Source organism: Planococcus halotolerans, from assembly GCF_003289955.1.
Lineage (GTDB): Bacteria > Bacillota > Bacilli > Bacillales_A > Planococcaceae > Planococcus > Planococcus halotolerans.
This window is the reverse complement of record NZ_QLZR01000011.1, coordinates 14,282-29,142: the sequence shown is the minus strand read 5'-3', so window position 1 is coordinate 29,142 and position 14,861 is coordinate 14,282. Positions and strand designations below refer to the sequence as shown.

Sequence of the window (14,861 nt, the reverse complement as noted above, 5' to 3'; positions counted from 1 at the left end):
GGCTGCAAGGCTTCTTTTATTTGATATCTTTTTCGTTAAGCGAATGGATCGGCACCAGTACTTCGATATGTTTTTCAAGGTTCTGGAATACGGCCGGCAGCACTCCGCCAAACTCTCCATCCAGATTCAACATGACACGCTCCTCGGAAGAAACTGAAATCCTGCTGGCTTTTGCATAGATGACGTGAGGATTGGAAAGATGCTCTCCACGGAGTGCAAGTGAAGCCAACCGGATAAACTCCGCCATATTCACTTCCTTCAAAATCAGCAAAGTGAACTTCCCATCGTTGATGCTGGCATCTGGCGCCAGCTTTTCAAAACCGCCGACCGAATTGGTCAAACCAATCAGGAACATCATCGCTTTATCATCAAAAACTTCTCCGTCGTACTCGATACGGACGTTGGATGAACGGATGGATGGCAGCATTTCAATGCCTTTCAGGTAATAAGCCATCTGTCCAAGAACCGTTTTCAGCTTGCTCGGCACTTCATAGGTCAGTTCAGTCATTCTTCCGCCGCCGGCGATGTTAATGAAATAACGATCGTTCATCATGCCGACATCCACTGGAACCGAATCACCTTGAATAATGATATCGACAGCTTTATTGATATCACGGGGAATATGTACGGCACGCGCAAAGTCATTAGTCGTCCCCATCGGGATCAATCCTATTTTAGGGCGATTTTCAAATTTCGAAACGCCGGATACGACTTCGTTCAGCGTACCGTCCCCGCCTACAGCGACTATCAGGTCGAATTTTCTTTCAACAGCTGTAATCGCCGCTGCAGTTGCATCTCCTTCACAGGTCGTAGCATGGCAGGACGTTTCATACCCCGCGATTTCCATTCTTTCGAGTACTTCCGGCAAATGCTTTCGGAACAACTCCCTGCCGGATGTCGGGTTGTAAATAATGCGTGCTCGTTTCATAAGATTTCAGCCTTTCTACACTTACTCTAGAAAATAAGACAATAAAAAAAGTTAAAAGTTCCTTTTACCGCAAGTTTTCTCTTTAAGTCAGTGATTTGGTCAAAACTGCTTTTAATTCCTGATAGACGCTGTTCCAAAACTCGCTTTTGTATACAAAGCCGTCCGTTATTTCGCCAATCACCGTTTTAAAATGCAGATCGTATTGAGGATCTTCTTTTTCCGGCAATTTTGCTTTCAATCCATCCACAAATTCCTGGACCTTTTCAGATCTTGGCCCCCAGTCTCCAAGCACTTCTCCGTCCTGCGATAAAATGATATATTTCGGAATGGAACGTCCGCCATTCGTCAAGTAGCGGTCCATCAATTCCAGGTTTTCATCCCGGTAAACGCAGCGGACTTCAACGTCTCCTGCATCCGCAATTTTACGGAGTATCGCATTATTCATCATGGCATCCCCGCACCAGTCTTCTGTAATCACAAGGATATGTGGATTCTTCTCTTTTAATAAAGAGATAAATTCCTTATCTTCCGGCATTGTGAATTTCTCGTAAATTGAATAAGACTTTTCCTGGTTGGATTCCATTTGGGACATATAATTTTCAAGCGTAATCGCGTTTTCGAAATAGTTCTGTTCCAGTGTCATGATATCACATCTCCTTTAAATCCAGTTTACTTGTCTTTATCAAAACCATCAAATTATATCTTTCCTAAAGAAAAGCGCAAGCGCCCGTTTAGCTCTGAAAGGCAAGAGATGGACCAAATGGAATTTGGGACATCTCTTTGCGACGAAGCTAGCGCAGCGATGCAACGCACTTTCATGTCTCGAAGCTAGCGAAGCGATGCAGAGACAGGAGCAATAAGGGGTAGACAGAATAGCGGAGCGGCGTTCCTTGCCGTAGAGCTAGGCGGGCTTATGACCCGAAGAGCTGGGCAGCTAGAGTCTGGACACAAAAAAGATGGCCCATTAAAGGGCCATCCATCATTTTATCGTTTGTTGATTTCTTCCAAAAGGATTTTATTTAATAATGGCGGGTTCGCCTGTCCTTTGGTTGCTTTCATGATTTGACCGACCAGGAAGCCGATTGCCCGGTCCTTGCCGTTCTTGAAGTCTTCGATTGATTGCGGGTTGGCATCCAATGTATTCGTCACATATTCACGCAAAACGCCCTCGTCCGAAATTTGGACAAGCCCTTTTGCTTTTACGATATCATTGGCGTCGCCGCCTTTTTCAATCAATTCACGGAAAACTTTCTTGGCAATTTTAGATGAAATCGTTCCATCTTCAATCAATTTAATCATTCCAGCCAAGCCTTCAGGGGTCAAAGCCGTGTCTGCAAGTTCTTTCTGCTCAGCGTTCAAGTAAGCGGAAACTTCACCCATCAGCCAGTTGGAAACCAGTTTAGCGTCTGCTCCGGCTTCAACTGAAGCTTCGAAAAAGTCGGAAATCGGTTTTGCCAGTGTCAACACCATGGCATCATATGAAGACATGCCCAGCTCTGAAACGTAGCGCGCTTTACGCGCATCCGGCAGTTCCGGAATTTCTGCGCGGACGCGTTCAATCCAAGCATCATCGATGACAATATCCACAAGGTCCGGTTCCGGGAAATAACGGTAATCGTCAGACCCTTCTTTAACACGCATCAGAATTGTTTTACCAGTGGATTCGTCGTAACGGCGAGTTTCTTGCGGAATAATGCCGCCTGACAGCAATACCTGTTCCTGGCGAATCTGTTCATGTTCAATACCTTTGCGGACATAGTTGAACGAGTTCAGGTTTTTCAATTCCGTTTTCGTACCGAATTGCTCCTGCCCATAAGGACGCAGGGAAATATTCGCGTCGCAGCGAAGTGATCCTTCTTCCATGCGGACATCGGAAACACCTGTGTATTGGATAATAGCTTTTATTTTTTCCAGATAAGCATAGGCTTCTTCCGGTGTACGGATATCCGGTTCAGAAACGATTTCGATCAATGGCGTTCCCTGGCGGTTATAATCGACCAGCGAATAGCCTTTATCGGTATGCGTAAGTTTACCCGCGTCTTCTTCCATATGAAGGCGTGTGATGCCAATCCGTTTTTTCTCGCCGTTCACTTCGATTTCAATCCAGCCATGTTCGCCGATCGGCTGATCAAATTGAGAAATCTGGTAAGCTTTCGGGTTATCCGGGTAAAAATAATTCTTGCGATCGAATTTGGTGTGGCGTGTAATCTCACAGTTTAATGCAAGTGCCGCTTTCATCGCCCAGTCCACCGCAGTTTTATTGACTACCGGCAGGACTCCAGGATAACCAAGGTCGATGGCGTTTGTATTCGTGTTCGGTTCTGCTCCGAAATGTGCAGGAGATGGTGAAAACATTTTGGAATCGGTTTTCAATTCTACGTGCACTTCGAGCCCGATAATCGTTTCAAAGTTCATTGTGCTGCTCCCTCCCATAATTGAGGAGTTTTTTTATGGAAATCTGTCGCCTTCTCAAAAACATCGGCTACACGATAAACCGTTTCCTCATCGAAATAATTGCCGATGATCTGCAGGCCAAGCGGCATATCGCCTTCAAAACCGCACGGTACAGAAATCGCCGGGACACCCGCAAGATTGACCGGTATCGTCAGAATATCATTGGCATACATTGTCAATGGATCATCAATGATTTCACCAATTTTAAATGCCGGTGTCGGAGTTGTCGGTGAGATGATGACATCGTAGTTCTTGAATGCATCGTCAAAATCTTTTTTGATCAGCGTGCGCACTTTCTGCGCTTTTTTATAATAAGCATCATAATAACCTGAGCTTAACGCATAAGTCCCAAGCATGATCCGGCGTTTCACTTCATCGCCAAAACCTTCTGCACGTGTATTCATATAGAAATCCAGCAGGCTGCTCGCTTTATTCGTGCGGTAACCGTAACGGATTCCGTCGAAACGGGACAGGTTGGAAGAAGCTTCAGATGAAGCCAGTAAATAATACGTTGCAAGTGCGTATTTTGAATGCGGCAATGAAATCTCTTCCACTGTAGCGCCTTTTTCCTTCAATACCTCAAGTGCGTCATAAACCGCTGCTTTAGCAGATTCGCTGACGCCCTCTGCGAAGTATTCCTTTGGCACGCCAATACGGAGACCGTTGATATCGCCCGTCAAAGCAGCCGCAAAGTCAGGTACTTCGACATCAGCTGAAGTGGAGTCCTTTTCATCATGCCCGGCAATTGCCTGCAATAATAATGCATTATCTTTTACATTACGTGTCACAGGACCAATTTGATCCAATGAAGAAGCGAATGCGATTAAGCCGAAACGCGATACACGGCCATATGTCGGTTTCATGCCGACAACGCCGCAGAATGCAGCCGGCTGACGGATGGAACCGCCAGTGTCAGAACCAAGTGTGAACGGCACTTCTCCTGCTGCTACTGCTGCAGTCGAGCCGCCTGAAGAACCGCCTGGCACATAATCCAGGTTCCACGGGTTTCTGGTCTTTTTATAATAGGAGTTTTCGTTTGAAGAGCCCATCGCGAATTCATCCATATTTAACTTACCGACAATCACCATTCCTGCCGCACGCAGCTTTTCAACTACAGTCGCGTTATAAATTGGATTGAAGCCTTCCAGGATACGGCTTGAAGCTGTTGTTACCAAGCCTTCTGTCATGATATTGTCTTTAACACCAATCGGCAAACCGAATAATGGCCCGCGCTGTTCCATTGGTGCAGTATCCATTTCACTTGCCGCCGCCATCGCCTTTTCTTCATTCATTGCCAGAAAAGCATCGACTTTCGGGTCAAGTTCGTTGATGCGTTCGATTGTCTGTTTTGTTATTTCTGTGATTGTCGCTTCATTACTATGTATCAATTCCTGTAATTCAGCAGCTGTCTTATCGTAGAATTTCATGGTTTCCCTCCTCGCTATTATTCCAGAATGGTCGGAACTTTTACTTGTCCCGCTTCGTGTTCTTTAACATTTTTCAATACCGTTTCGCGCGGCAATCCTGCCTCCGCTTTATCTTCACGCAATACATTGACCATCGGCAGTACGTGTGTTGTCGGTTCAACATTCTCTGTATCCAGTTCATTTAGAAGCTCCATCGCATTTGTGATGGCTTCTAATTGTTCTGCAAAGTGGATCGCTTCTTCATCAGTAATCGCCAGACGCGCCAAATGGGCAACCTCGATCACTTCTTCTTTTGTCATTTTCGCCATTTCCTTACACCTCCGGAATCAGTAAACATACGCTATATCATATCATTTTAAATCGAAAAGCGGAAGCGCCTGGTCAGCTCTGACAGGTATAAGGCGAAACAGCGTAGTGGCGCTTTTTGCCACGCAGCTGTTTTGACTTATATCCCGAAGAGTTAGGCGCTGGAGTCTAGACACAAAAATAAAATGAATAGAGACAGCCGCACCGGCTGCCTCTTAAGCCGCCCGTTAAATCAGGAGCAGACTTTTTTTATTCATAAATATGGACAATCGGTTCAGTTTCATTGGTTTTTCTCAATATCAGCGCTTCCGCTCCATTGACCGAGTTCAAGTCGATTTCCACCTGGATATTCTCGGGGAAATGCTTCATGACAAGTCCCGTTAAATACTGTGTAAAACCGATGACTTCCGATGAACCGTAAAACTGGATCGGAATCTCAATTTGCAGTTTGCGGATCGAATCCCCTTGATAAAAGCCGGTTCCGATGACACTTGTGAAATTCGAAAAGTACTCTTCGACGTCCTGCTTGAAATTTTTGAACACCGTATCCACTTCACGATACTTCTCTTCAGGATTGCTCGAAGGGAAAATCACGAATTCTTCATTGATTGGATTCCACTTGGCCACTGAATTTTCACCGCCCGGAGCAACTCCGTAAATGAAGTATGTGCCGGCAGTAATTGTACTGCGGCTTTTTTGCTTGAAGAGGCCGACGGTGATCGGAATATCCGCCATTCCTTCTTTTTGGCGCAGCCGGTTGACAATTTCATCTGCCATCCGTTTGCCTTCCGATTCCAATCGTTCCTGTGAAATCGTTTCTTCATAGGACACCCCTTGATCATTCTCACTGTAATAAATGGAGTTGAGGGCAAGTCCCACAGATACACCACCGAGTCGGATCGTATCTTCATTGGTTTTCACCAGGTAATTCTGTTCGATAATGTGTGCCAGAATTTCCGGCGATGGATTCTCACGGGTTTCGCCAGCTTCCAGCTCTTCTTCAGATAAAGGTGCACGCTTGTCTTCGGCATTCAACCCGGTCGGATTATCTTCTGGATGGTAACGGCGCAGCCATGCAGAAACTTCTTCATCTGTTATCTTCTGGCCTTCCTGAAAATAATAATCGTCAGGAGAAAATTGATTTTGCGATAAACGCAGCAGCCCTTTTTCCGCTTCTTCGATATCGTAGCGGGAATTAAGGCGATTGACGATTTTACCTCGCGTGGCACTTTGTTTATATGGCAAAAGGGTCCGGTAAAACTGATCATCCAATTGCATGCTTGGAATAATTGCGGTTTCCACTTCCTCTGTGCCAATCACTTCTGTTTCATTTGTTTGCGTCGGCACACAGGCGGTTAGCAGCAAGATGCTGGCAGGGATCCACCAAAAGCGTTTCATTTTAAATATCTCCTCATTTGTTCAATTCTTCTATCAATTGCTGCTCATTCCAGACTTCAATCTTCAAGTCCAAAGCTTTGTCCAGTTTGGAACCTGCTTCTTCCCCGGCAATCAACAGATCGGTTTTCTTGCTGACACTGCCGGATAACTTGCCGCCCATCGCTTCGATGCGTTCTGTCGCTTCCGAGCGGGTAAGCTGTTCCAATTTGCCGGTCAGTACAATTTTCTTGCCTGCAAAGGCATTCGAACCGGCTTCCACCTGCACTCGTTTGCCGGTATAGCTAAGATTGACGTTTTCAGCGGCTAAACGTTCCACCAAGGCGCGAACTTCTTCGCTGTCGAAATAAGTGACGATGGCATCGGCCATTTTATCGCCGATTTCATGGATCGCCGTCAATTCCTCGAGCGGGGCATCCATCAATTTTTCCATCGAACCGAAATGCTCAGAAAGAATACGTGCCGCTTTTTCGCCGACATGGCGGATGCCAAGGCCGAACAATAAACGTTCCATCGAGTTGCTGCGTGAAGCATCAATCGCTGCAATCAGGTTGGATGCCGATTTTTCACCCATCCGGTCAAGTTCCAACAATTGATCTTTCGTCAATTTATAAATATCGGCAATATCCGCAATCAACTGCTCCTGGTAAAGCTGTTCGATAACTTTTTCACCGAGTCCTTCGATATTCATCGCATTGCGCGATACGAAATGGATTAACCCTTCCGTAATTTGAGCAGGACATTTCGGATTGACGCACCGCAGTACGACTTCCCCTTCGATCCGGACAAGTTCCGCATCACACGCTGGACAGTTCTCAGGCATGCGGAAAGGTTCTTCATCACCGGTTCTGAGTTCAATCATAGCACGGACCACTTCCGGAATAATGTCACCCGCTTTTCGGATAATGACCTTATCGCCGATGCGTATATCTTTTTCTTTGATCAGATCTTCATTATGCAAAGATGCGCGCTGGACGGTCGTCCCGGCAACTGATACGGGATCCAGAATGGCGGTCGGCGTAACAGCGCCTGTACGTCCGACGCTGAGTTCGATATCAATAAGATTGGTCATCACTTCTTCAGCGGGAAATTTATAGGCAGTGGCCCATTTTGGGCTTTTCGCCGTAAATCCAAGTTCCTGCTGCTGAAGAAAACTATTGACTTTAATGACGATTCCATCGATTTCGTATGACAGATTGCCACGTTTTTCTGTCCAGGTTTCGATATACGCTAAAACTTCCTCGACACTGTGGCAGACCTTGCGTTCACTATTTGTCTTAAAGCCAAGTTTCTGCAAGTAATTCAACGACTCGTTATGTTCATCCAACCCATAATTTTCAGCATCCCCGCCGATGCCATAGATAAAGACATCCAAATTGCGGTTCGCAGCTATTTTAGGATCGAGCTGCCGAAGTGAACCGGCAGCCGCATTGCGCGGGTTGGCAAAAACTTCTTCGCCGTTTTCGCCACGCTCTTCATTCAATTTATGGAAGGATTTTTTTGGCATGAAAACTTCACCGCGCACCTCAAGCGATACCGGTTCCTTCAATTTCAATGGAATTGAACGGATGGTCCGAAGATTGACTGTAATATCCTCTCCCACCCGTCCATCGCCGCGCGTAGCGCCGCGGACAAACTTGCCGTTTTCATATATAAGTGAAACAGCGAGCCCGTCGATCTTCAGCTCGCAGACATATTCTATCTTTTCACCCGCACCATTTCTGACGCGTTTATCGAATTCCCGCAGGTCATCTTCTCCGAAAACATTCGACAAACTCAGCATCGGACGGTCGTGTGTCACTTTTTCAAAATTTGAAATCGGTGCCCCGCCAATTCTTTGAGTCGGTGAATCCGGGAACACCAGATCCGGATATAAAGTTTCCAGTTGGATCAATTCATTTAGCAGCTGATCGTAAACTGCATCAGGAACCATTGGATTATCCAGCACATAATAGGCATGGCCGTAGTTACCGAGCAATTCATTTAATTCACTTACCCGCTGTTCCGCTTTAATACGGTCCATAATATACCTCCCGATTATACTTTCTCAATCGGCGCAAATTTGGCAAGAAGCCGCTTGATGCCGACTGGGCTTGGGAATGCGATATCCAGTTCTGTCTGTTCGCCATCCCCTTTGACACCGACTACAGTGCCCGTTCCCCATTTTTTATGTGTCGCTTTATCGCCAGGCTTCCAGCCAAGCTTGTCGCCGCCTGATTGCTGATAGGCAGGACGCGTTACTGCAGCGCGTCTCGGTGCCTGCTTGTAGCTCGTTGCTGCGCCGGCACGGTGCTGTGCAACCGTCTGCTCGATCAAGTCTTCAGAAATTTCATTGATGAAACGGGACGGCATATTCCAATTGCTCTTGCCGAATAAAGTACGGGAAGATGCATGTGTTAAATATAACCTTTTTTCTGCTCTTGTAATCCCCACGTAAGCCAGGCGCCGTTCCTCTTCCATTTCCTCTTCATCGTTATTGGAACGGGAATGCGGGAATACATTCTCTTCCAACCCAATGATGAAGACGACCGGAAATTCAAGCCCTTTAGCTGCGTGCATTGTCATGAGAATAATCGGTCCATCTGTTTCTTCTTCATCGTCCAACGAATCAATGTCAGAAATCAAAGCAAGATCCGTCAGAAACGCAACAAGTGATTTATCGTCGCTTTGTTTTTCGAATGCCTGTGTCACCGATAAGAACTCATTCAAGTTCTCAAGACGGCTTTCGCCTTCAATGGTTTTATCGTTCTGGAGCATCTGGCGATAACCGGATTTCTTCAGAACTTCCTCGACCAATTCAGTGACCGACAGGTATTCCTGCATTTCCGTGAACCCGGCGATCATATTGCGGAATTCAAGAGCCGTCTGGGCAATTTTCGGAGAGACACCCATAAAGTCGACTTCCTGCAGCGCATCCATGATCGTGCGGTCCTGTTCAATTGCAAATCCGGCCATCCGTTCAAAGGAAGTTGCGCCGATTCCGCGCTTCGGTTCATTGATGATCCGCGCCAGCGACAAATCGTCGTCGTTATTGGCAATCAACCGCAGGTATGCGAGAAGATCCTTGATCTCCTTGCGGTCATAGAACTTCGTTCCGCCGACGATCGTATAGTTCATATTCGATTTTACGAACATTTCCTCCATGATTCGCGACTGGGCATTGGTGCGATAAAGAATCGCGAAATCGGATGTCTTATAATTTTCCTCATCCATCAATCTTTGGATGGTTTGGACGACAAATTGTGCTTCCTGCCGCTCATCACTCGCTTTATGCAGCGTAATGGCCGGTCCTTCATCGTTGTCGGTGCGTAATTCTTTCGGATAGCGGCTTGTATTCCGCTTGATCACGTCATTTGCTGCCTGCAGAATGCGCTTCGTTGACCGGTAATTCTGTTCAAGCATGATCACTTTTGCATTCGGATAGTCTTTTTCGAATGACAGGATATTAGTGATATCAGCTCCGCGCCAGCGGTAAATCGACTGGTCCGAGTCTCCGACCACACAAATATTCTTAAACTTGCTCGCCAGTTTCTGGACTAGCTGGTATTGTGCATTATTCGTATCCTGGTACTCATCCACATGGATATACTGGAATTTATTCTGGTAAAATTCCAGGACATCCGGTTCTTTATTCAATAAAGTCAATGTCGTCATGATCAGATCATCAAAATCGAGCGACTGATTTTTTTGAAGGCGTTTTTCATAGCCCTCGTAAACATCCGCAATCGTCTTCTCGTACGGGTTATGTGGATTTGCGTTGCCTGCAAATTCCGAGGCTGTGATGCACTCGTTTTTCGCCGAAGAAATGGCGTTCAAAATCGTTCTTGGCTCATATTTTTTCGGGTCGAGGTTCTGCTGTTTCAAGACATTTTTAATAACCGACAATTGGTCGGTCGAATCAAGAATGGAAAAATTTCTTGAAAATCCTAATTTATCGATGTCACGGCGAAGGATACGGACACACATCGAGTGGAATGTGGAAACCCACATACGCTCGCCTGTGCCATGCCCCAGCAGGCCATCGATCCGGTTGCGCATTTCACGCGCCGCTTTATTCGTAAATGTAATCGCCAGGATGTTGGAAGGGTAAACTTGCTTCTCCAGCACGAGATACGCAATCCGATGCGTCAGCACTCTCGTTTTTCCTGATCCGGCACCAGCCATAATCAGCAATGGGCCTTCAGTCGTTTTGACCGCTTCTTCCTGTTCCGGGTTCATTCCCTTTAATAGATTCTTCGTTATTAATTCCATTGTGCACCACCTCGAACGTTTGTTCTTATTATAACGATTGATCTATAGATTCCGCAACCGCCGCAACGGTTCTAATCGCTTGTTCAATATTTGTATAAATGACATTGCCTACAACGACTGTATCCGCGAACCGCGCCATTTCCCGCGCCTTTTCAGCTGAGTCAATGCCGCCTCCATAAAAGAGGCGTGTATCGGATAAATGCCCTTTTACCGTTTTAACTAATTTTGGATCGCCGTAAATACCGCTGTATTCCAGGTAAAAAATCGGCAATTTGAAAAAACGCTCAGCCAGCCGGGCATATGCCACCACATCTTCATCGTCAAGCAAACTGTCGGCATCGGTTAATCGTGCCGCCTTGCAATCCGGATTCAAAATGCAATAGCCTTCAGGAATCAGCTCTTCCCAATCCATCAGATCCCCGTATTCCCGGATTGCTTCATGGTGAAGGCCTTTGATCCATTTCGGATCCCGGCTGTTCAGGACAGTCGGGATGAAATAAAAATCAAATCCCGGCGCCACCGATTCAATTGTTGAAATTTCCAGCACGGCCGGCAGAGAATAAGGGCGGACGCGCGCCATTAAATCAAGTACATTTTCGAGTGTGACATCATCGCTGCCGCCTATCAAGATGGCATCAGTCCCGGATTCACAAATTCGTTCCAAATGTCCATCGGAAATTTTCTTTGCAGGATCCAATTTGAACACATGCCGCCACGATTGATAATCCATTTCGCTTCACCTTACTTCTAATCATTTCGTCTATTTATTATAACAAAAGAAAAGCGCAAGCGCCCATTCAGTCCCTATGGACGATGCAAGTTCAGACAAAGTAAAAGGCCATCCACTAAGCCCAATCACTGACTTAATGGACAGCCTTTAAATTCCGCTGCGCTTATTATGAGATTCCACTCTATTTATCCGCGCCGCCAAACTTTTATTCTTTCGGCAACTGGAATGGTTTTTCATCCGGATAAAGCCGCCCGAGCATTTCGTCGTAGCCGTCATTACCGTAGTTCAGGCAGCGGCGCACCCGCGAAATTGTCGCTGTGCTTGCACCGGTTTCATTTTTAATCTTTTCATACGTCTTCTTCAGCCGCAGCATTCGCGCAACTTCGAAGCGTTGGGATAATGATTGGATTTCACTGATCGTGGCAAGATCATCGAAAAAGCGATAAGCTTCTTCCCGATCTTTCAACGCCAATATTGCATCGATCAATTGATCAGTTTGTGGGCCTCGGATTTTATCAACTTGCATTCAGCTATACCGTCCTTTCCTTGCTATCCATTGCGGGAAAAAGGAAATCTCGCTGCTATCAGCTTAGCATTTCCTATACTATCAAATAAACCACTTAGCTTTAGACTCCTCCGATTCCGCGATAATTATCTCATGAACGCCGGAAACAGGATTTTCTTATTCATGACATCGTAAATTCCTTTTTGCGTTACCCGGACATAAGGAAGATGGGTCGCCTGTAAAAACAGCAAAGTGTAAATAGCATCGCCGTGCTTATAACCCCGCTCTTTCAATGCCTGTTTCAGGACGGTTTCCTGCTCCATAATCTGTTCCATCGGAAGATCGGACATGCCCCCTCCAAGAGGAAGCGGGATATTGCAAACCATTTCATCGCTTTCCATCAATACGATGCCGCCATTCATTTCTTTCAATTTATCAAAAGCCAGCCACATCTGTTTGCGGTTTTTGCCGATCAGAATGATGTCGCCAGTATTCGAGTAGGATGAGGCGAATCCTTCTACGGCATTAGTGAATCCTTTGATTAATGTATTGACGCGCCATTTTCCGTGCTTATCAATCAGCATCAGGAAACTTTCATCATGGTCTTTGGATAGAGTTCCGTCATGCGTATCAATATTGACCGAATAAGGTTTAACGATAACATCATTGACCATATCAAGCCCGAACGGCATGGAAAATTGGAAATCATCCTCAGTAAGATCAAAATCCATCTTCAGATCCGGCAGCACATCCCAATTTATTTTAGGCAGTGCCTTCACTTTTTCACCATTTCTCTTCAGCCATTTCCCTTTTGAAATGACACTTGACGGCACCGGATTGTCAATCGAATCCAGTATGTTGAGGTTTGCGTAGCGGCCTGTTGCTATCAGCCCATGCATCGCTGTCATATTATAATACCTTGCTACATTATAAGATGACATCATGTAAGCTTCAATCGCCGGGACGCCTGCTTCGAGAGCAATCCGTATGCAAAGGTCGATAACTCCGTCTTTATGGAATGTAGGCGTTGATCCGTCAGTCGTCATCATCAATTTCTCGTAGACATTCAATTCACGGTCCACGACGCCTTTCAATAGACTCGGTAAATCCGGACGGATCGACGAGTGCCGGAGTGTCACGCCGTAGCCATGCAGCAGGCGCATCTCCACTTCATCAATCGTCATCGCCTCATGATCTCCATCAGCACCAAGCAATTTCATCCGGGCAAGCGTTTTTTCGGAAGCTCCCGGAAAATGCCCTTCTATCTTCTTTCGCGTCATTTTCGCCTTTTGAATCCAATACAGCATCTGATCATCGCCAGCCATCAGTTTCGGCCACCCAGTCAGCTCACCGCCAAGCAATACTTCCGGACGATCCAGCCACTCACCGACCGATTTGGAAGTAAAGAGCAAATCCTCAGCCGCCAGTTCTGTCTGCGAATCAAAACGAGTCCACCAATAGAAAGTGAAAGGAAGTTTGTTCAGCTGATCCAAAATTGAAAACGCTTTCTCATTTTCCATCGATAAAAATAACGTAAGGTTATCGGATATGAAAGTGGTTGTTCCCAATTGGGCTGAATAATCCGCGAACGATTGAGGGTTATAAAGCTGGAAGGGGTGGACATGGGGTTCGATATAGCCCGGAACGATGAATTTGCCTGCCATGTCAACGACTTCAGTCGTGTCGCCGATCAACGGCATTTCCTGTCCTGCATATACAATCCGGTCGTCATGAATCCAGATATTACCGGTCATCCATTTTTTATAGATACCGTGCAAATAATATGCATTTGTCAGAACTAGATTCGGTGCCTGTTCTTTCCCGATGATTTTCAGTTGATTGCGCAATTCGATGTTTTTCCAAAGTGGATTATCCATATGCCCGCTCCTTTCCGCTGTCTATATAATACTTTATATACTAGCATAGTAATGCATTTAAATACAGCTGAACCATTGAATAAATGGAACATTCTGATAGTAGTCGAAAAAGTTTGAATAGGCTATTTTTAAAGACATGGCCATAAAAAAGTCAGGAAAGACGAAAGCGGCGCTTTCGTTCTTCCCTGACTCTGGGGCACTATCAGTTCAATTAATTGTTGATTGGATTGCTGAATTGTTTAAGAACATCTTTCTTGTCGTTCTCTTTAAATGTCAGAACCTCTTCAACCGGCTCGTAAGATTCGCCGTAGAAATGTTCATCTTTGTAAGTGTGGATGTCTTCATACATTTTCTTCATGCCTTCAAAGATTTCTTCTTCGCTCTCGTTGCTCGGTGCCCAGTAAAGGATTTCCATCGAGTTCTCTTCACCTGTCGCAATCGAGCGTCGGTTATAGCCGATGGAAGAAGCATGCTCAAAGCCTTCACGTGAATAGAAACGAAGACGTTTTTCCGTGTCTGTATCTTCGTAATTCACCGGTTCAACTTCAAGGATGATAGGTTTTTTCTTGTCTTTAAGCATTTGAAGCGTTTTGCTGCCGATTCCCATACCGCGGGATTCTTTAGCCACAAACAGATAATCCACGAAAGTGAAATTCGGGAATTCTGCATACATCAAAACGTGATATGGACCTTCATCTTTATAATAAACACTGCCTTTTTCCTTTAATAACGTGTCCATATGCTCTTTTGACTTCATTTCTACAATTGGGAAATATTGATTCAATTTTTCATACCAATTCATAATTATTGCTCCTTTCGAGTTTTGGATGCCCTGCTGATTTTGTTGTCGGGGTAACGATGGGCCTTGATTCTGGAGTTTAAATAGAGGTAAACGTGGGCTGTTGAAAATCCTCAACTTTTTCTTTCAATTCCAGATAAGAAAAACGAAAGAAAAAATGACACAGTTCTTGTCGAATTTGTGTCATTA

General features: G+C 45.6%; 12 protein-coding genes. All 12 read right to left on the bottom strand.

Translation table 11 applies throughout. The annotated features are described in order from the left end of the window. Window positions 1–16 precede the first annotated feature (16 nt). Window positions 17–928, bottom strand: coding sequence for a diacylglycerol kinase (locus DP120_RS17570; RefSeq protein ID WP_112224935.1), 912 nt, complete (start codon window positions 926–928; stop codon window positions 17–19). A gap of 82 nt (window positions 929–1,010) precedes the next feature. Next, entirely contained in the window at window positions 1,011–1,571 is a 561-nt protein-coding gene (locus tag DP120_RS17565) for a thioredoxin family protein (RefSeq protein ID WP_112224934.1), read from the bottom strand. 341 nt (window positions 1,572–1,912) lie between these two features. After that, entirely contained in the window at window positions 1,913–3,343 is a 1,431-nt protein-coding gene (gene gatB, locus DP120_RS17560) for an Asp-tRNA(Asn)/Glu-tRNA(Gln) amidotransferase subunit GatB (protein ID WP_112224933.1), read from the bottom strand. After that, window positions 3,340–4,809, bottom strand: coding sequence for an Asp-tRNA(Asn)/Glu-tRNA(Gln) amidotransferase subunit GatA (gene gatA, locus DP120_RS17555; RefSeq protein WP_112224932.1), 1,470 nt, complete (start codon window positions 4,807–4,809; stop codon window positions 3,340–3,342). The genes gatB and gatA overlap by 4 nt, the downstream gene beginning before the upstream one ends. Before the next feature lie 17 nt (window positions 4,810–4,826). After that, on the bottom strand, window positions 4,827–5,117 hold the full coding sequence (gene gatC / locus DP120_RS17550) for an Asp-tRNA(Asn)/Glu-tRNA(Gln) amidotransferase subunit GatC (protein WP_112224931.1): 291 nt from the start codon (window positions 5,115–5,117) through the stop codon (window positions 4,827–4,829). A gap of 247 nt (window positions 5,118–5,364) precedes the next feature. Next, window positions 5,365–6,513, bottom strand: coding sequence for a CamS family sex pheromone protein (locus DP120_RS17545; protein ID WP_112224930.1), 1,149 nt, complete (start codon window positions 6,511–6,513; stop codon window positions 5,365–5,367). A 13-nt stretch (window positions 6,514–6,526) separates the two neighbouring features. After that, window positions 6,527–8,533 (bottom strand): NAD-dependent DNA ligase LigA, encoded by a 2,007-nt coding sequence (ligA, locus tag DP120_RS17540; RefSeq protein WP_112224929.1) that lies wholly within the window; start codon window positions 8,531–8,533, stop codon window positions 6,527–6,529. A 14-nt stretch (window positions 8,534–8,547) separates the two neighbouring features. Then, window positions 8,548–10,761 carry a DNA helicase PcrA gene (gene pcrA / locus DP120_RS17535; protein ID WP_112224928.1) on the bottom strand — a complete coding sequence of 738 codons (2,214 nt, stop codon included), beginning with the start codon at window positions 10,759–10,761 and terminating at the stop codon, window positions 8,548–8,550. A 28-nt stretch (window positions 10,762–10,789) separates the two neighbouring features. Continuing rightward, window positions 10,790–11,491 (bottom strand): heptaprenylglyceryl phosphate synthase, encoded by a 702-nt coding sequence (gene pcrB, locus DP120_RS17530; protein ID WP_112224927.1) that lies wholly within the window; start codon window positions 11,489–11,491, stop codon window positions 10,790–10,792. 205 nt (window positions 11,492–11,696) lie between these two features. Further along, a complete protein-coding gene (locus tag DP120_RS17525) occupies window positions 11,697–12,017 on the bottom strand; it encodes a YerC/YecD family TrpR-related protein (protein ID WP_101803366.1) in 321 nt (106 codons plus the stop codon). A gap of 125 nt (window positions 12,018–12,142) precedes the next feature. Continuing rightward, window positions 12,143–13,873 (bottom strand): adenine deaminase C-terminal domain-containing protein, encoded by a 1,731-nt coding sequence (locus DP120_RS17520; RefSeq protein WP_112224926.1) that lies wholly within the window; start codon window positions 13,871–13,873, stop codon window positions 12,143–12,145. A gap of 211 nt (window positions 13,874–14,084) precedes the next feature. Next, complete coding sequence (locus DP120_RS17515; protein WP_112224925.1) at window positions 14,085–14,675, bottom strand: GNAT family N-acetyltransferase; 591 nt, start codon at window positions 14,673–14,675, stop codon at window positions 14,085–14,087. Window positions 14,676–14,861 lie beyond the last annotated feature (186 nt).